Source organism: bacterium (assembly GCA_035419245.1).
In the GTDB taxonomy this organism is placed as follows: Bacteria; Zhuqueibacterota; Zhuqueibacteria; order Residuimicrobiales; family Residuimicrobiaceae; genus JAKPUX01.
Genome location: DAOLSP010000020.1, coordinates 15983 through 32562, shown reverse-complemented (window position 1 = coordinate 32562; position 16580 = coordinate 15983). Strand labels below are relative to the sequence as shown.

The 16580-nt window shown below is 60.6% G+C and carries 17 protein-coding genes; 16 read left to right on the top strand and 1 reads right to left on the bottom strand.

Annotated elements, in window-relative coordinates:
* Positions 1-11: 11 nt before the first annotated feature.
* The 16 genes from PLH32_15970 to PLH32_15895 all read left to right on the top strand — a co-directional run bounded on the left by PLH32_15970 (position 12) and on the right by PLH32_15895 (position 15309).
* The gene (locus PLH32_15970) at positions 12-1148 is read left to right on the top strand and encodes a glycosyltransferase family 4 protein (GenBank protein HQJ66104.1); all 1137 of its coding nucleotides are present in this window, start codon (positions 12-14) and stop codon (positions 1146-1148) included.
* Positions 1149-1167: 19 nt separating this feature from the next.
* Positions 1168-1860: a Crp/Fnr family transcriptional regulator gene (locus PLH32_15965; protein ID HQJ66103.1), complete on the top strand. Its 693-nt coding sequence runs from the start codon at positions 1168-1170 to the stop codon at positions 1858-1860.
* A gap of 32 nt (positions 1861-1892) precedes the next feature.
* Positions 1893-2528: a corrinoid protein gene (locus PLH32_15960; protein ID HQJ66102.1), complete on the top strand. Its 636-nt coding sequence runs from the start codon at positions 1893-1895 to the stop codon at positions 2526-2528.
* A gap of 25 nt (positions 2529-2553) precedes the next feature.
* Positions 2554-3180 (top strand): HAD-IA family hydrolase, encoded by a 627-nt coding sequence (locus tag PLH32_15955; protein ID HQJ66101.1) that lies wholly within the window; start codon positions 2554-2556, stop codon positions 3178-3180.
* A gap of 54 nt (positions 3181-3234) precedes the next feature.
* On the top strand, positions 3235-4461 hold the full coding sequence (locus PLH32_15950; protein HQJ66100.1) for a DegT/DnrJ/EryC1/StrS family aminotransferase: 1227 nt from the start codon (positions 3235-3237) through the stop codon (positions 4459-4461).
* 95 nt (positions 4462-4556) lie between these two features.
* Positions 4557-4931, top strand: coding sequence for a 6-carboxytetrahydropterin synthase QueD (gene queD, locus PLH32_15945; GenBank protein HQJ66099.1), 375 nt, complete (start codon positions 4557-4559; stop codon positions 4929-4931).
* A 263-nt stretch (positions 4932-5194) separates the two neighbouring features.
* Positions 5195-5455, top strand: coding sequence for a chorismate mutase (locus PLH32_15940; GenBank protein HQJ66098.1), 261 nt, complete (start codon positions 5195-5197; stop codon positions 5453-5455).
* Between the two features lie 27 nt (positions 5456-5482).
* The gene (gene aroF, locus PLH32_15935; protein ID HQJ66097.1) at positions 5483-6496 is read left to right on the top strand and encodes a 3-deoxy-7-phosphoheptulonate synthase; all 1014 of its coding nucleotides are present in this window, start codon (positions 5483-5485) and stop codon (positions 6494-6496) included.
* A gap of 18 nt (positions 6497-6514) precedes the next feature.
* Positions 6515-7624: a prephenate dehydrogenase gene (locus tag PLH32_15930; GenBank protein ID HQJ66096.1), complete on the top strand. Its 1110-nt coding sequence runs from the start codon at positions 6515-6517 to the stop codon at positions 7622-7624.
* Between the two features lies 1 nt (position 7625).
* On the top strand, positions 7626-8909 hold the full coding sequence (aroA, locus tag PLH32_15925) for a 3-phosphoshikimate 1-carboxyvinyltransferase (GenBank protein ID HQJ66095.1): 1284 nt from the start codon (positions 7626-7628) through the stop codon (positions 8907-8909).
* Positions 8910-8923: 14 nt separating this feature from the next.
* Positions 8924-9841, top strand: coding sequence for a shikimate dehydrogenase (gene aroE, locus PLH32_15920; GenBank protein ID HQJ66094.1), 918 nt, complete (start codon positions 8924-8926; stop codon positions 9839-9841).
* Positions 9841-11049, top strand: a complete 1209-nt coding sequence (aroC, locus tag PLH32_15915; protein HQJ66093.1) for a chorismate synthase — start codon at positions 9841-9843, stop codon at positions 11047-11049. The genes aroE and aroC overlap by 1 nt, the downstream gene beginning before the upstream one ends.
* Entirely contained in the window at positions 11030-11566 is a 537-nt protein-coding gene (locus tag PLH32_15910; GenBank protein ID HQJ66092.1) for a shikimate kinase, read from the top strand. The genes aroC and PLH32_15910 overlap by 20 nt, the downstream gene beginning before the upstream one ends.
* Complete coding sequence (gene aroB / locus PLH32_15905; GenBank protein HQJ66091.1) at positions 11563-12678, top strand: 3-dehydroquinate synthase; 1116 nt, start codon at positions 11563-11565, stop codon at positions 12676-12678. Before PLH32_15910 ends, aroB begins: the two co-directional genes overlap by 4 nt.
* Positions 12675-13118 carry a type II 3-dehydroquinate dehydratase gene (aroQ, locus tag PLH32_15900; GenBank protein ID HQJ66090.1) on the top strand — a complete coding sequence of 148 codons (444 nt, stop codon included), beginning with the start codon at positions 12675-12677 and terminating at the stop codon, positions 13116-13118. The genes aroB and aroQ overlap by 4 nt, the downstream gene beginning before the upstream one ends.
* A gap of 259 nt (positions 13119-13377) precedes the next feature.
* Positions 13378-15309 (top strand): T9SS type A sorting domain-containing protein, encoded by a 1932-nt coding sequence (locus tag PLH32_15895; protein ID HQJ66089.1) that lies wholly within the window; start codon positions 13378-13380, stop codon positions 15307-15309.
* Positions 15310-15385: 76 nt separating this feature from the next.
* Here the strand turns inward: PLH32_15895 and PLH32_15890 are convergent, their stop codons facing one another.
* Positions 15386-16579 carry an AI-2E family transporter gene (locus PLH32_15890; GenBank protein HQJ66088.1) on the bottom strand — a complete coding sequence of 398 codons (1194 nt, stop codon included), beginning with the start codon at positions 16577-16579 and terminating at the stop codon, positions 15386-15388.
* Between the last annotated feature and the right edge of the window lies 1 nt (position 16580).

The window sequence follows — 16580 nt, the reverse complement described above, 5'->3', positions numbered from 1 at the left end:
GACCGGCGCCGATGGCGGATAAGAAATGGCATATCGCTCAGATCTGTTCCTCACGCTCCTGGGGTGGATTGGAGATGCATGTGGCGCTCCTCTCCAACTGGCTGGTGGAGGCAGGAAACGCAGTGGAGGTCTGGTGTGCCCCTGGTTCGCCGCTTGAGGCTGAAGCACGCCGCCTTGGATTGCACACGGTACCTTTCGCGCCACTCGGCTATCTGGACCTGGTTGCGGTCCTGCGTCTCTACCGGCAGCTGAAGCAACGGGGTATTGAGCTGATCCACGCCCATTATGCGCGCGATCTTTGGATCATTGCGCCGGTTGTCCGTTTCATCTGGCGTTGGCCGCTGGTTTTCATCAAGCATATCGGCACTGCCCGTCCCAAACGCGATCCCCTGCACCGCTGGATTTATGGCGGTGTCGACGAGATCATTGCGATCTCCCGGGTCATTGCGGCGAATATCCTCGCCACCCATCCGGTCGGACCGGGCCGCGTCAACGTCCTGCATCATGGCGTGGATGCCCGGCTCTTCTACTTCGACCAGGATGCGCGCCGCCGCGTGCGGGCAGAGTGGGGGGTGGGGGAAAAGGAGCTGCTGATCGGAACCATCGGCCGGCTGCAGCCCGGCAAGGGCCATCTCGAGTTCCTGGAGATGGCTGCGTCGCTGCGTACCCGCCATCCCCTGGCGCGTTTCGTCATCGTCGGCGAACCGACCCGCGGCGAAGAATCGCGCGCAGAGGAGATCCTGGCACGACGCCGCAGCCTCGGTCTGGAAGAGGCAGTCCTGATGCCCGGCTTTCGCAGCGATATTCCGGCTGTGCTCTCTGCCATGGATATTTTCGCCTTTCCCTCACGAGCGGAAGCCTTCGGCCTGGTGCTGATCGAGGCGATGGCCGTCGCCAGGCCCGTCATTTCTACCCGCTGTGATGGTGTGCTGGATATCATCGAGGAGGAGGAGAACGGCCTACTCTTCAATCCCATGGATATCAGCGGACTGACCCGCCAGGCCGAACGGTTGATTGCCGATCCCGTTCTTCGCGCTAGGCTGGGCCGCCGTGCGCTGGCGACCGTTCAGGAAAAATTCACCCGCGAAGCCATGCTCAATCAGCTTTATGCAATCTATGCCCGCGCGGCTGCGCGGCGCGGTTTCTGACAAGAGGAAGGAGTTCCCCATGGCAGAGGAAAGAGTCATCCGGCTGCTCAAACGGGTGCCGCTGTTTGCTAAGATGAGTGATCTGGATGTGGAACAGGTGGCGGACCGCTGTCTGCGCAAGGATTGCCACAAGGAGCAGGTGATCCTCGTGGAGGAGGAAGTCGGTCAAACCCTCTTCATCATCCTGCGCGGCACCGTCAAGATCACCCGGCAAAGCGATGAAGGGCGCGAGGTCATCATCACCATGCTCAAGGCGGGCGATTTCTTCGGCGAACTCTCCATTCTCGACGGCAAGGGGCGCTCCGCCTCGGTGATCGCCATGGAAGAATCCGAGCTGCTCACCCTGCGCCGCACTGATTTTCTGCATCTGCTCGAGCGCTTTCCCTCGATTGGCCTGGAGATGCTTCGCGTGCTGGCGGACCGCATCCGTAAGGCGGACATGATGATCGAAAATCTCACCCTGCAGGATGCCGTGGGCCGGGTAGGTTCTACACTCATCCATGTCGCCGAACAGACCGGCTACATGCGCGGCCCCAGCATGATCATCGCCAAACTGCCGGTCCAGCAGGATCTGGCCAATATGGCGGGCACCGCCCGCGAAACGATTTCACGGGTGATGGCCGTCTTTGAGAGCAAAAAATTGATTGAACGGGATGGTCATCGCGTCATCATCAGCGATTTCGAACGCTTTAAACGGGAATACTGGTCCTGAGCGGACCTGGATTACTCTATCAGGAGGTCTTCATGTCGATTATCGAGCAGCTGGCTGAAAATGTGATTGCTGGGAATGCGGCTAAAGTGGAAGAATACACCCAGAGTGCCCTGGCTGAGGGCCTGGCCCCGGAGGAGATTCTCAACAAGGGCCTGATCGCAGCCATGGACGTTGTCGGTGACAAATTCCGCAATAACGAATTTTATGTGCCCGAAATGCTGATCGCAGCGCGGGCCATGAAGGCTGGCATCAAGCTGCTCCGGCCCCGGCTGATAGAAACGGGGATCAAGCCGATCGGTCGTTTTGTGATCGGAACGGTCAAGGGCGATCTCCACGATATCGGCAAGAATCTGGTTTCGATGATGATGGAGGGGGCGGGTTTTGAGGTTATTGATCTTGGCGTCGACGTTTCGGCGGACAAATTCATCGCTGCGGTCAAGGAGTATCAGCCCCACATCGTCGGGCTCTCTGCCCTGCTGACCACCACGATGCTCAACATGAAGGAGACGATCACGGCGATGCAGGCAACCGGCGTCCGCGACCAGGTCAAGGTGGTCATCGGCGGTGCGCCCGTGACCCGGCAGTATGCCGACGAGATCCGCGCCGATGGTTTTGCGACCGACGCCGCCAGCGCCGTCGATCTGGCCAAGGGTCTTTTGCCTGCGTGAGTTATCTGGTCACACAGGAGGCCCGTTGAATCCCACGGTCCGGATCCGGGTCGTCTTTTTTGATCTCGGTGGTGTCTTGGTCCATGTCCATTACCACCGGTTGATCGACGCCCTGGCGCAGGAGATGGGGATCAGTGCATCGGCGATGCCGCCGCACCTCGAGGCGCTGGAGCCTGAGGTGCGCCTCTTCGACATCGGGGCGATCGACGGGCCGGAATTCCATCGCCGCTTGATCCGCCGTTTGCGCATCGATCTCGACTGGCCGCGCTTCCAGGCGCTTTATACCGGTATTTTTTCCCTGCAAGAGGAGGTGGCGGCGCTCGCTGGAGAGCTCCGCGGCGCGGCGCGCCTCTCCATCATCAGCAATACCGATCCCCTACATTACGGCCGGATCCTCGGCGACTATCCAGTCATCGGCACCTTTGAGCGGCCGGTGCTCTCCTTTCGCGCTCGCGCCGTCAAACCCGACCCGGCCATTTTCCGGTATGCCCTGGCTGAGCTGGAAGTCAAACCGGAAGCGGCCCTCCTCATCGACGATCTGGCCGCTAACACCGCAGCAGCGCAGGCGTTGGGGATGCAGGCGATCCAGTTTCAGGATGCACAGCGGCTTCGGAAGCAGCTGACGCCCATTTTCCCGCGGCTTTTGGATTAGAACCGCGTAGGTGAACCAATCAAACCTTGGGGGCATTACAAGAGGAGGCATGTCATGGCTTTGGCAATCAATGGCGGGACGCCGGTCCGCACCAAGCCCTTTCCGGTATGGCCCGTCTGGGGTGATGAAGAGATTGAGGGATTGACGCGGGTTATCAAGAGCGGCAAATGGGGCCGCCTGGCAGGCAAGGAGAGCGAGACCTTTGAGAAACTGTTCGCCGAGGCCCACGCCGCCAAGCACGGGATCGCCCTGAACAGCGGCACAACCGCGCTGCGGGTGGCGATGATGGCTGCCGATGTCGATGCCGGCGACGAGATCATCGTACCGGCCTATACCTTCATCGCCACCGCGAGCGCGGCGGTGGAGGCCGGGGCCATTCCCATCTTTGTCGATATCGACCGCGATACCTATAATATTGATCCCGCGCTGGTCGAGGCCGCCATCACGCCGCGCACCAAAGCCATCATGCCGGTGCATTTCGCCGGACGCCCCGCCGACATGGACGCGATCATGCAAATCGCCGCCAAACATAACCTGGTGGTCATCGAGGACGCCGCCCAGGCCTGGGGCTCCGCCTGGAACGGCCGTCCGGTAGGGGCCATCGGCGCCGCAGGCTGCTTCTCCTTCCAGTCCTCCAAAAATATCAACTGCGGCGAGGGCGGCATCATCCTCACCAACGACGATGTGGTCGCCAAATTTGCCCGCTCGCATCACAACTGCGGCCGCAGCGACGACGGCCTCTGGTATGAGCACTTTTATTTTGGCGGCAACTACCGGATCACCGAATTCCAGTCCGCTGTACTTCTCGCCCAAATGGGCCGTTATGAGGAACTCAAAGCCATCCGCCGCGCCAACCTGGACCTGCTCAACGAACTGCTCGGCGGGATCGCGGGCATCTCGCCCCTGCCGATGCAAAAAGAGGTGACCAGTCATTCCTGCCATCTCTATATCTTCCGCTACGACAAGACCGCCTTTGCCGGCAAATCCAAGAGCGCGTTCATCAATGCCATGCGCAAGGAAGGCATCCCCACCAGCCCCGGTTATTCGCTGCCGCTATACAAACAGCCGGTGTTCATGAACAAAAGCTTCGGCCCGCGCGGCAAGAAGGTCGATCTGCCCGTCGATTATACCGGAAATTATTGTCCGGAGAGTGAAAAGGCCTGCTATGAGGAGGGCATCTGGTTCACGCAGAGCATTCTCCTCGGCACCGAAGAGGATATGGACGATATCGCCACAGCCATCGGCAAGGTGCAGCAGCATGCCACGGAGATGCCGGATTAGCCTGGAACGGGCGAATAAATCAACGCCCGCCATCGTTACAGGATGCAAACGAGCCGGCCGGTACGGCCGGCGCATCCGATATCGGGAGGAACCCCATGTATCGTCTGGTTGCACGGGCGCAGTTCTCCGCTGCCCATCGACTCCATTATTACCCCGGCGCCTGTGAGCGCATACATGGCCATAACTGGAAGGTCAAGGCCACGGTCGCCGGTTCGGAACTGGATCAGCTTGGGATGGTGATCGACTTGATGGTCTTCAAGACCATCCTCGACGAGTGCCTTGATGCCTTCGATCATCGCATGATCAACGACATCGCCCCCTTTGATACCATGAATCCGACCTCCGAAAACCTCGCCCGCTATATTTTTGAATGGATGAAGAAAAACCTCCCGGCCAAGTCCAGGATGGTTGAGGTGGAGGTGGCCGAAAATGACGATTTCTCCGTCAGCTACAGTGAAGATGACAAATAAGGGATCTGTTGCATGGCGGCTCACCGCGCCGGGCCGTATCTAAAAAAAGACTTGCTTCTGGTCATTAATTTCGTAAATTCACTATCAGAACCTTCAGTCCGGGAACCCTGCAATAAAATGAATCACTATCGCTACACCTATCCTTTTAACTACGGCCGTTTTGGCGGCAGCAGCGGATAACAACCCGGCGCATCGCGATCCGACGACCTTATCCGCCCACCCCGCTCTACATCTGGTGGGCTTTTTTTTGCAAGGAGGCAAACATGGACCTTTCATCCCTCCGGCAGGAGATTGACCGCATCGACGAGCAAATTGTCGATCTTCTCAACGAACGCGCCACCCTGGCTCAGGAGATCGGCACACTGAAGGGTAGCACCGGACTGTCGCTCCGCGACAAACGGCGTGAAGATGAGGTTCTTTATCACGTCCAGAGCTTTAATCAGGGTCCGCTTTCCAGTGAGGAGATCATCGCGATCTTTGAACGGATCATCCAGTCCTGCCGGGATTTGCAGCGCCTGGCTTAACCCCATTCTACGCGAGCGAGGCCGCACTTGGTTATTGTCATGAAAGACAGCGCCACTGAGGGGATGGTGCATGCCGTATGGGAAAAGCTTGAGAAGCAAGGCTTTCAGGTTCATCAGGTGGTCGGAGTCAACCAGACTATCCTGGGGGGGATCGGCGATATTCGCGATGTGGACATCCGCGAATACGAGGTCATGGAGGGCGTCCAAGAGGTCCTGCGGATCACGGAGCCCTACAAGCTGGCAAGCCGGACCTTTCATCCTGATAACACCATCGTCGAAGTGCGGGAGGCTTCTTTTGGCGGCGAGATCGTGACGGTCTGCGCCGGTCCCTGCTCGGTGGAGAGCGAGGAGCAGCTGTATACCATCGCCCGCGAGGTTAAAAAATGCGGCGCCAAGGTGCTGCGCGCCGGTGCCTTCAAACCACGCACCTCGCCCTATGCCTTTCAGGGGCTGGGTGAAAAAGGCTTGCAGCTGATGCAGCAGGTGGGGGAGGAACTGGAAATCGCGACGGTCTCTGAAATCATGGAGATCGCCCAACTGGATATGATGCTCAAATATATCGACATCATCCAGGTTGGTGCGCGCAACATGCAAAATTACTCCCTGCTGCGGGAGCTCGGGCACATCCGCAAGCCGATCCTGCTAAAGCGCGGCCTCTCCGCCACCATCGAGGAATTACTGATGGCGGCCGAGTACATCATGTCCGGCGGCAATTATGATGTGATCCTGTGCGAGCGCGGCATCCGCACCTTTGAAACCTACACACGCAATACCATGGACATTTCGGCCATCCCGGTCACACAGAAGCACAGCCATCTGCCCATCATCGCCGACCCGAGCCATGGCACCGGCCGCCGCGACAAGGTGGCGCCGATGGCGCGCGCTGCCGTAGCCGCCGGCGCCAACGGCCTCATCATCGAGGTCCATCATGACCCCGATCACGCCCTGTCCGACGGGGCACAATCCATCTATCCCAACCAATTCCATCGCCTGATGGAAGAACTGCGCATGATCGCCTGGGCCATCGGAAAACGCATCTAACCGGAGAAGCAGCAGGAGATGGAAGGACCCCACAGCTTCAAAAATGTGGTCGTTATCGGCATGGGTCTGATCGGCGGCTCGCTGGCCCTGGCGCTGAAACGCAAGGGCTTTCAGGGCACGCTCACCGGGGTGGACCAGCCCGAGGTCCTCGCCCTGGCCCGGCAACGGCAGGCGATCGATCAGGGTTTCACACCCATGCAGATCGCTGAAGCCCTGGCCCGGGCAGACTTGGTCTTCCTCTGTACGCCGATCGCCGGGATCCTCAGCTATCTGCAGACCATCGGCCCCTACATCCAGCCCGGGACCTTGATCACCGATGTTGGCAGCACCAAACGCAAGATCGTCGAAACCGCCGCCTTTCATCTTCCCTCGCAATGCGATTTCATCGGCGGCCACCCCATGGCTGGCTCCGAGTTCAAGGGGATGGAAGCAGCGGATGCCTTTCTCTTCGAAAACACCACCTGGGTGCTGACTCCAGCCAAGCCGATGCAGGAAGAACGCCGCAAGGCCATCGGCGAACTGGTGGAGAGGACCGGCGCTCTGGTCCTGCTGATCTCGCCCTATCTCCACGACGAGATTGCCGCCGCCGTAAGCCACTTGCCGCAGATGGCGGCAATCGCCCTGATGAGCCTCGCCGCCCGGCGCCAGAGCGAAAGCAGCCATTTCCTCAAAATGGCCGCCGGAGGCTTCCGCGATATGACACGGATCGCCTCCAGCCCTTTCAGCATCTGGGAGGATATCCTTGCCACCAACGACGATATGATCATGGAATATATCGATGCCTATATCGAGGAGCTCAAGTGCGTCCGGACGGCGCTGGAGCACAAGGAGATGCGAGCCATTTTCGACCAGTCGGCGCGCAACCGCCTCTCGATTCCGCGCGATACCCGCGGTTTTTTCCGGCCGCATTTCGACATCCTGGTGGCGGTACAGGACCGGCCGGGCATGCTGGCGGCTATTGCAGACACCCTGTGCGAGAAGAACATCAACATTAAGGATATCGAGATCCTGAAGATCAGGGAGAACGAAGGCGGGACCATGCGCCTGGCCTTTGCCTCGGAATCCGACCGTCAAACGGCTCTGGAGCTGCTCCAATCCCGTGGTCTTGAATGCAGAAAGAGGGACTAACATGGCAGATATCCTGATCAAACCGGCACGCGCCATCCAGGGCACCCTGAATGTGCCCGGCGATAAATCGATCTCCCACCGCGCCCTGATCCTCGCCGCCATGGCGGAGGGTACCAGCAGGATCCATGGCCTCTCCGATGCGCGCGATGTGGCCAGCACCCGCACCTGCCTCCAGGCGCTCGGCATCAAGATCACCCGGGCAAGGGGTGTCTTTTCGGTCGCCGGTATGGGTAAGTACGGTTTCCGACCGGCCAAAAAGCCGCTGGATGCGGGCAATTCGGGCAGCACGATCCGCATGCTCGCAGGCCTCCTCGCCGCCCAGCCCTTCACGACCACCATCACTGGAGACGAATCTCTGCGCCGCCGCCCGATGCGCCGGATCATCGAGCCCCTCGAACAGATGGGCGCACACATCGAGAGCGACAGCTACAAGGCCCCCCTGGTGATCAAAGGGGGACCGCTCCGCTCCATCGATTACGCTTCGACCATCGCCAGCGCGCAGGTCAAATCCTGCATTCTGCTGGCCGGCCTTTATGCCAATGGCACTACCCGCATCACCGAGCCGAGCCCTTCGCGCGATCATACCGAGCGCATGCTGGGCGCCTTCGGCGTCACCGCCCGTTTCAGCCAGGCGGGCGCGGGAGTTCAGGGCCCCGCAACGCTGCATGCCTGCGATCTGGAGGTGCCGGGCGACCTCTCTTCGGCGGCCTTTTTCCTGGTTGCCGCGGCCTTGCTCCAGGATTCGGAGGTGACTGTAAAACAGGTGAGCGTCAATCCGACGCGTATGGGTATCTGCGATGCGCTCTCGTCCATGGGGGCGATGATCCGGATGACGCCCGCGATATTGGTGCAGGGTGAACCGCGCGCCGATTTGACCGCCCGCAGCAGCCGGCTGCACGCGGCCAGCCTGGGCGGTTCGATGATTCCCCGCATCCTCGACGAGATCCCCATTCTCGCGGTGGCCGCAACCCAGGCCCAGGGCGTCACTGTGGTCCGCGACGCCGGCGAGCTGCGCCTCAAGGAGTCCGACCGCCTGACCGCCGTGGCCCGCAACCTGCTCGCCATGGGAGCGAACGTCCGTGAAACCCGCGACGGCCTGATCATCAACGGGCCGACGCCCCTGCACGGGGCGGAAATCGATAGCTTTGATGACCACCGCATCGCCATGGCCTTCGCCATCGCCGGTCTGATCGCCAGCGGCGAGACGGTCATTAGAAACAGCGAGTGCGTGCAGATCTCTTTTCCCGGCTTCTTCGAACTGCTCGACCAACTGCGTCAGGATTGAGGTCCGCTTCGACCGTGTTTGACAGGAATTACAGGCCGCCGGAGCAGGATCCGCTGAGCCGGATCACCAGCCGTACCCGGCTGTTCGCAGTCATCGGCGATCCCGTCGCGCATAGCCTTTCGCCGCGGCTACAGAATGCGCTCTTCCGGCACTTTGGCTTGGGGGGTGCCTATCTCGCGCTGCGCGTCGCCCCGGGGGCGCTTGCGGACGCCATCGTCGGGGCCCGCGCCCTGGGCATTGCGGGCCTGAACGTCACCATTCCTCACAAGGCCGCGGTCGTGCCCTGGTGCGACGCGCGCACCGCCGAGGTGGATCTGCTGGGGGTCGCCAATACTCTGGCCTTCCGCGAGGGCCGGATCGAGGCTTACAACACCGATGCCGCCGGCTTTGCCGCTTCGCTGGGCGCTGAAGCCGGCCGGTTCAGGCAGGGCAAGGTGGTGCTGCTGGGGGCCGGCGGCGCGGCTCGCGCGGTCGTCTTCGCACTTTCCCGGCTGGGCGCAGCACAATTGACCGTCGTCAACCGCTCGCTGCAACGCGCGGAGGATCTGATCGGCTTCTGCCGCGACAACCTGGGTTTCTCCGATCTGCTCGCTATCACCCCGGATGATCCCCGCCTCAGCGAAACGTTACGCGGCGCGGAAATCATCATCAATGCCACGCCCGCCGGCATGCATCCCGATATCGATGCGGCGCCGCTGCATGATTTTTCGATGCTTTCGCGCCGGCATCTGGTCTATGACCTGATTTACAATCCCCTTGCGACCCGCTTTATGAAGGAGGCGGAGGCACGCGGAGCGCGGATTCTGGGGGGACTGGATATGCTCATCTTTCAGGGGCTGGCTGCCCTGAATATCTGGTACGGCAGCGATTTCCGGCTTGAGATCACGGAAGTCGATGAACTGAGAACGCTACTGATGCGCGAATTGCAATGATGGAACGGATCCGTTTTCTGACCGCAGGGGAGTCGCACGGACAGGCCCTCGTGACGATAGTCGAGGGTATGCCGGCCGGCGTGCCACTGGATGCCGGCATGGTTGCCCGGGATCTGAAACGCCGGCAACGCGGTTATGGTCGCGGCGGGCGCATGAAGATCGAGCGGGACCGTATCCGCTTGCTTTCGGGTCTCCGCTACGGCCGGACCCTGGGCAGCCCGATCGCCATGCTGCTGCAGAACCGCGACTGGCCGAACTGGACTGGAAAAATGGCGGTCGAGGCCACCAGCGAGCCGGCCGCGGCGCTGCATATGCCTCGGCCCGGTCATGCCGATTTCGCCGGAATGATCAAGTACCGGCAAGCGGACCTGCGCAACATCCTCGAGCGCTCCTCGGCGCGGGAAACTGCGGCCCGGGTCGCTGCCGGCGCTGTCGCGCGACGCTTGCTTGAACTGTTTGAAATCGAGATCTCCAGCCATGTCACCGCCATTCGCGGCATTCCCTCCAGTTTCAGCGCGGCCGGATATTTTGCCGGAAAAAATCACCGGGATGCGGCCGTTCGCGCGGCCTGGCGGGAAGCGATGGCGGCAGTCGAGGCCTCGCCCTTGGCTTGTGCGGATCCGGAAGCCGAGCGTGAGATGATCGCCGCCATAGACGCCGCCCGGGAGGAGGGCGACAGCCTTGGCGGCGTGGTGGAGATCGTGGTTCTCGGCCTTTTCCCCGGTCTGGGCAGCCATGTCCATTGGGACCGGCGGCTCGATACCTTGCTCGGCGGCGCCTTGATGAGCATTCCCGCCATCAAGGCAGTGGAAATCGGCCTCGGCTGCGGCGTGACGCTCGCACCGGGCTCGAAAATTCATGACGAGCTTTTCTTCGATCCGGACCACGGGTACTTTCGCAGCAGCAATCATGCAGGCGGCATTGAGGGGGGCATGAGCAATGGCGAACCCTTGATTCTGCACGTGCACATGAAGCCTTTGCCCACTTTGGCCCGGCCGCTGCGTTCAGTGGATGTCGCGACCTTGCAGCCGCGTTCGGCTCATCACGAGCGTGCCGATGTCTGCGCCGTCCCGGCTGCGGCGGTCGTGGCGGAAGCGATGACCGCGCTGATTCTGGCCGATGCCCTCTGCCTCAAACTGGGGGGCGACTCCCTGCAGGAAATGCAGCAAAATTACAGGAATGTGGTGCATGTACCCTTGGGATGGTAAAAACGTCTATTTTATGGGCTTTATGGGGACAGGCAAAAGCAAGGTCGGCCGCGCCTTCGCCCGCCTGCTCGGCCGGCCTTTCGCTGATACCGATGACCTGATTGTCGAGCGCGCCGGAATGGACATACGTACCATCTTTGCGCAAAAAGGGGAGGCCTGGTTCCGCGCATGTGAGGATGAGGTGGTGCAGGAGATCTGCGGCCGCAGCGCCTGGGTGTTCTCCCTAGGTGGCGGGGCCGTGATGCAGCCCGCCAATTGGGCCCGGATTTGTGAGACCGGCTTGACGATTTGCCTCGAGGCCTCGATCGAGGTGCTGATCAGCCGCCTCTCGCGCAAGCGCGGACGCCCCCTCGTTCAGGACCTGGACGACGCAGCCCTGCGCCGTCGCATCGAAGAACTATACGCCGAGCGCGAACCCGTGTACCGGCAGGCTCAATATCATTTCGAGAGCCGTGAAGAGGTGGCCGCCTGGCAGCTGGCCGAGAATATCTTTCTCTATCTTCGGGACGAGCCATGAAAAGCGTCCTGGTCCGGCTGGAACAGGCTTCAAAACCGGTTCACATCGGCGCCGGCCTCCTCGACCACCTTCCCGAACTCATGGACCGGCAGGGGCTGGACGGGGAACTGGTGGCGATCACCGATACCCGGGTCGCCGCACTCTACGGCGAGCGGCTGATCCACCTTTTTGCCGATGCGGGTCGGCCGCTGCCGCTGCTGCAGGTGCCCGAGGGCGAAGCATCCAAATCCCTCCATCAGTGTGAGCTGCTCTACCGCGCGCTGATCGAACGGCGCTGTACCCGCTCCACGATTATCCTCGCTTTCGGCGGTGGTGTCGTCGGCGACCTCGCCGGATTCATTGCCGCCACTTTTTTACGCGGCGTCCGCCTCGTGCAGATTCCCACAACCCTGCTCGCTCAGGTCGACAGCAGCGTCGGCGGCAAGACCGGAGTAAATCATCCTCTCGGCAAAAACCTCATCGGCGCCTTTCACCAGCCGGAACTGGTCTGCATCGATCCCCTGCTCCTCGCTACCCTGGAGCGGCGTGAGCGCCTGGCCGGCATGGGCGAAGTCGTCAAGTACGCCCTGATCCGCGACCGCGGCTTCTTCACCCTGCTCTCGCTCAATCTGGAGGCCCTGCTCGATCTGACCTACCCGGATCTGGCGGAGAAAGTCATCGAAACCTGCTGCACCATCAAGGCCGAAATTGTCTCGGAAGATGAGCGGGAGAGGGGTAACCGCGCTCTGCTCAATTTCGGCCACACCATCGGGCACGGTCTGGAAGCCGCTGGGGGGTATCGTCAACTCCGCCATGGGGAGGCGGTGACCCGCGGCATGGCTGCAGCCGTCTGGCTCTCACTGCAGATGGGCCGCCTGACGAAACCGGAGGCACGAGCCGCCTGGCGGCTCCTTTCCCGCCTGGCGCCGCCGTCCACAGCAAGGATATCGATTCCAAAGGTCCTCTCCTTCATGGAGCATGATAAAAAGCAGGAGGGAGGCGGCCAATCCTGGATCCTGCTCGAGGAGATCGGCCAGGCCTGCATCGCCCGCGATCTGCCAGCAACCCTCATTCCGGATGCCGTCCGCTTCGCCTGCAACGAGGTTTGGCACCAGGAGAGAGTGCGCTCATGATCACCATCCTGGTCCTGCATGGCCCCAACCTGAACCTGCTCGGCGAGCGCGAGCCGGAACATTATGGCCGCCGCAGCCTCGCCGATCTCAACGACGAACTGGCGCGGGATGCCGCAGTGCTCGGGGTGCGGCTCTCGATCTTGCAGTCCAATCACGAGGGGGAACTCATCGATTTCATCCATGCTGAGCGCCGGACCGCCGGCGGCATCCTCATCAATCCCGGCGCCTTGACCCATTACAGCTATGCCCTGCGCGACGCGATTGCCGCGGTGCGCCTGCCAGCCGTCGAGGTTCACCTTTCCGATATCCGGCATCGCGAAGCGTTCCGTCGCCGCAGCGTCATCCGCGAGGTGTGCCTGGCGCAAATCTCGGGGAAAGGATTTGACTCCTATCGCGAAGGCCTGCACTTATTGGTTGATTATCTCCGCAAAAATGGCTAAACTGGAGGGATGCCCGGACTCCCTGCGGGTGCAGTCCGGCTCTTGTATCAAAACGAATCATCCTGGCCGGTTTGCATCACTTTGATACCGCGGTTTGGGCCAAATTCCGCTCGAGGAATGAAAGGCACGCTATTATTGTTCTAAATACATATAAATTATGTACAAAAACCATAAAAAAACCAGCAGCAGCCGTTGTCCATGGCATGATTCATGCATTCCTCATTGGTCAATCCTTTTGCATAAAATGGAGGGCACCTTGATGAGCCTTCGGCTACAGAATCAGCAACTTCGGTTCTTTTTATTGCTTTTACTCCTGGGGATTCCCGCACTCCTGATGGGCGCCGACCTGCAGCGGCCTTACGACCCGGTTGTCATCAAGGGATCGGCGATGAGCGCCTTTCTCGGCGCCGATACCGGCGATGTCTTTGTCTATGCCTACAAGGAGGGGAACTGGAAGCAGATCCCGTTTCAGATCGATCAGGTGGACATCGACAGTATAGGCCTTAAAAGCTATTTTGCACCGCACAATGCGGTGATCGATACCACCGACGAGCTCTGCTTTATGGCGGCCGATATGGGCGACAGCGTCGCCGATAACCGCTGGATCAGTGATCTTAATTCGATCCTTTTCCAGCGCTATCAGGTAGCGGCCTGGGATACCAGCACCGTCCCCGCCCGCAAAGCTTATGCCTATGTCTATCGTTCCGCGACGCTGAGCCGCACCTCCACGCCCTACATGCATTACCGGCCGGGTGCGGTCGGCCGCTCGGACACGGTCAGTGCTGTTTCGTATGCATATGGTCAGAACGGCGATGCCATCCCCGATTATCTCAGCCTGAAAAAGGGCGAGACGGCTGGTCCCGACATCCTCGACCGCTGGAAGATCCGTTTCAAGGGCCAGATCGGTTTTATCGGCCAGATCCCGCCCTATATCGAAAGCGAACAGAGCGCCCTGCGGGACACCAGCCTGCTGGTCCGCAAGGGTCCGGTGCGCGTTCTGCACCGCAGGGTCTATGAGCTGATCTGGCAGGGCATCGACGTCGGTGTCACCCTCGAACTCGAATCCATCTTTTATCCCTGGTCGTACCAAATCGATATGATTCAGAAGGATATGCCCGGCTACCTCGGCATGACCGAGATGCGCCAGACCGTCGATTATCTGCCCTCCATCTCTGGATCGCTCTTCCACTGGTCCAAGGGAACGGATATCCCTGTGGACGGGACGCCGGACGCCATACCGGACAAGGTCTTCGAGGTGCCCGGGGTCAACTGGTACATGGTCCAGGGCGATTTCGGCTCGGCCGCCACCGTCTTCGACATGGACGCCATCCCCGGAACCCAGCTCTCGCTCTATTATATGGATGACGCCTCCAAGAGCCACGGCGCCGTCCGCGACGGCATCGGCGATACCGGAGATTCGATGGCCTACGCCGAAAGCGGTGTGCAACTGGCGGCGCTCACTCAATCGATCGACATAGAAAACCAGAACCTCGCAGCCACTTTCTATTATCAGCCGGGCTATCATACCGCCGCCTGGGGGGATTCCCTTGCTGCCTATACCCTTCATCCCCTGAAGGTGGTGGTGATGCCGCGGACCAATACCGTGATCCCGGTCGAAATGACCGCCCTCAAGGCAACGGTCGTCCAAGGCGCGGTGCGGCTGGAGTGGACGACGGTTACCGAGTCGAACAACTATGGGTTTGATATCGAGCGCAAGACTGTGGCGGATGGGCAATGGAAAAAGATCGGTTTTATCAAGGGGCAAGGCACCAGCCAGACCGCCCGCGCCTATCAATTCAGCGATGCCCGGCCCGGGAACGGCGCCAACTATTACCGGATCCGCCAGATCGATCTCGACGGCCGGGCCACGCTATCCGCGGAGGTGCTGGTGGAGATCCAGCTTCCCGAAGCCCTCGAGCTGGGGCAGAATTATCCCAATCCTTTCAATCCCGGCACGGATATCCTCTTCCGGGTCCCGGCGGCCGCGCAGCAGCAGGTGAGCCTGACGATCTACAATCTGTTGGGCCAGAAAATCGCCACGCTGGTGGACAAGCCGCTCGAACCCGGAAGCCATTATCTCCACTGGGACGGCCGGGATGAGCGCGGACAGAACGTCGTCTCAGGCGCCTATCTCTACCGTCTGCAAATGGGCGAACAGATCCTGACCCGGAAGATGATCAAGATGCAGTAATACGCTTCCCGGCAATAATAAAACGCCGTCTCCTCCGCGAGAAGACGGCGTTTTGCTTTTTGCGGGGGAGCTTTCTTCATTCAGCCGGCGGCAGCGGGATGCTCGCTGCCTTCTGCCGTGTGATCTGGCGTTTGAACTCCTCGCTGTATATGTCGAGCAGGGTGATCAGCAGGGAGGCGACCACCGGTCCGATAATGAAGCCGAGGGCGCCGAAGAAACCGATACCTCCGAGCGTGGAGAAGAAGACCATCAGGTCGTGCATGCCGACATCCCGGCCGACCAGACGCGGGCGCAGCAGATTGTCGATGTTCGAGATGACGATGACGCTGATGAGGATGATGGCTATACCACTGCCGGTGTGCCCAGTGGCGATGTCATAGATTGCCGCGGGAACCAGCACCATGTAGGCGCCCACCATCGGTAGCAGGGAGAGGATGACCATCACCATGCCCCACATGACGGCAGCCTTGAATCCAAAGATCCACAGGGTCAATCCGCCCAGGATGCCCTGGATCGCCCCGAGAATGACGCTCCCCTTGATGGTCGCCCGCGAAGTCGCATCAAAGCGGGTGATGATCTGCTGTTTGTAGCCCTCCTCGAGCGGCAGAAAGGCCATGATCTGCCTGACGATCTCGTCTCCGTCGCGGAAGAAATAAAACATGGTAAAAAAGATCATCAGCAGGTTGGTGAGAAAGGCAAAGGTGCTGCGCGAGGTCGCGTTGATGGCCTTGCCCGCATAGGTGGAGATGGTCGTGATCCCCTCCTTGATGGTCGCCTGCCAGTCTATCTGGTCGAGCTTGAGCTTGACCACCAGCGGATGACGGGTCAGGGCCTCGGGGGTGAAATTGCCGCTGGTAAAAAGCTCCTCGAGGGCAGGCCCGATCGATTCATAGAGCGAGCTCGCCTGGTTGATGATGACGTTAAAGAGCACATAGAGGGGAATGAGCAGGACCAAAAGCAGGATCAGGCACGCCAGGATCGCGGAGATCCCTTTGCGGCCCCGTGTCCAGCGCACGAGCCGCTGATACATCGAGCGGAAGAGGGTTGCGAAGACGGCGGCGACGATGATCGGCACCAGAAAGCCCTTGATCATCAGGAAAAAGAGCACCAGCACAGCCAGCAGCGAGAGGATGAGAAAATACTGGTTGAAATCCATCCTCCCGGCGGGCGCAGCCGTGATCTTGGCGGCGCCGGCCGACCGCCCTCTGCCCGGGCCGGAGGTCTCGCCGGACCGGCTGGTTTCCATCGGGTTTAAGGGGTCACTCTGCATG

What these genes read in the sequence shown, in the direction of transcription:
- aroC (HQJ66093.1), top strand. Translation starts at nt 9,841, where the DNA reads ATGGAACGGATCCGTTTTCTGACCGCAGGGGAGTCGCACGGACAGGCC.
- PLH32_15940 (HQJ66098.1), top strand. Translation starts at nt 5,195, where the DNA reads ATGGACCTTTCATCCCTCCGGCAGGAGATTGACCGCATCGACGAGCAA.
- PLH32_15895 (HQJ66089.1), top strand. Translation starts at nt 13,378, where the DNA reads ATGAGCCTTCGGCTACAGAATCAGCAACTTCGGTTCTTTTTATTGCTT.
- PLH32_15890 (HQJ66088.1), bottom strand. Translation starts at nt 16,579, where the DNA reads ATGCAGAGTGACCCCTTAAACCCGATGGAAACCAGCCGGTCCGGCGAG.
- queD (HQJ66099.1), top strand. Translation starts at nt 4,557, where the DNA reads ATGTATCGTCTGGTTGCACGGGCGCAGTTCTCCGCTGCCCATCGACTC.
- PLH32_15960 (HQJ66102.1), top strand. Translation starts at nt 1,893, where the DNA reads ATGTCGATTATCGAGCAGCTGGCTGAAAATGTGATTGCTGGGAATGCG.
- aroA (HQJ66095.1), top strand. Translation starts at nt 7,626, where the DNA reads ATGGCAGATATCCTGATCAAACCGGCACGCGCCATCCAGGGCACCCTG.
- PLH32_15970 (HQJ66104.1), top strand. Translation starts at nt 12, where the DNA reads ATGGCGGATAAGAAATGGCATATCGCTCAGATCTGTTCCTCACGCTCC.
- PLH32_15950 (HQJ66100.1), top strand. Translation starts at nt 3,235, where the DNA reads ATGGCTTTGGCAATCAATGGCGGGACGCCGGTCCGCACCAAGCCCTTT.
- aroQ (HQJ66090.1), top strand. Translation starts at nt 12,675, where the DNA reads ATGATCACCATCCTGGTCCTGCATGGCCCCAACCTGAACCTGCTCGGC.
- PLH32_15910 (HQJ66092.1), top strand. Translation starts at nt 11,030, where the DNA reads ATGTACCCTTGGGATGGTAAAAACGTCTATTTTATGGGCTTTATGGGG.
- PLH32_15965 (HQJ66103.1), top strand. Translation starts at nt 1,168, where the DNA reads ATGGCAGAGGAAAGAGTCATCCGGCTGCTCAAACGGGTGCCGCTGTTT.
- PLH32_15930 (HQJ66096.1), top strand. Translation starts at nt 6,515, where the DNA reads ATGGAAGGACCCCACAGCTTCAAAAATGTGGTCGTTATCGGCATGGGT.
- aroB (HQJ66091.1), top strand. Translation starts at nt 11,563, where the DNA reads ATGAAAAGCGTCCTGGTCCGGCTGGAACAGGCTTCAAAACCGGTTCAC.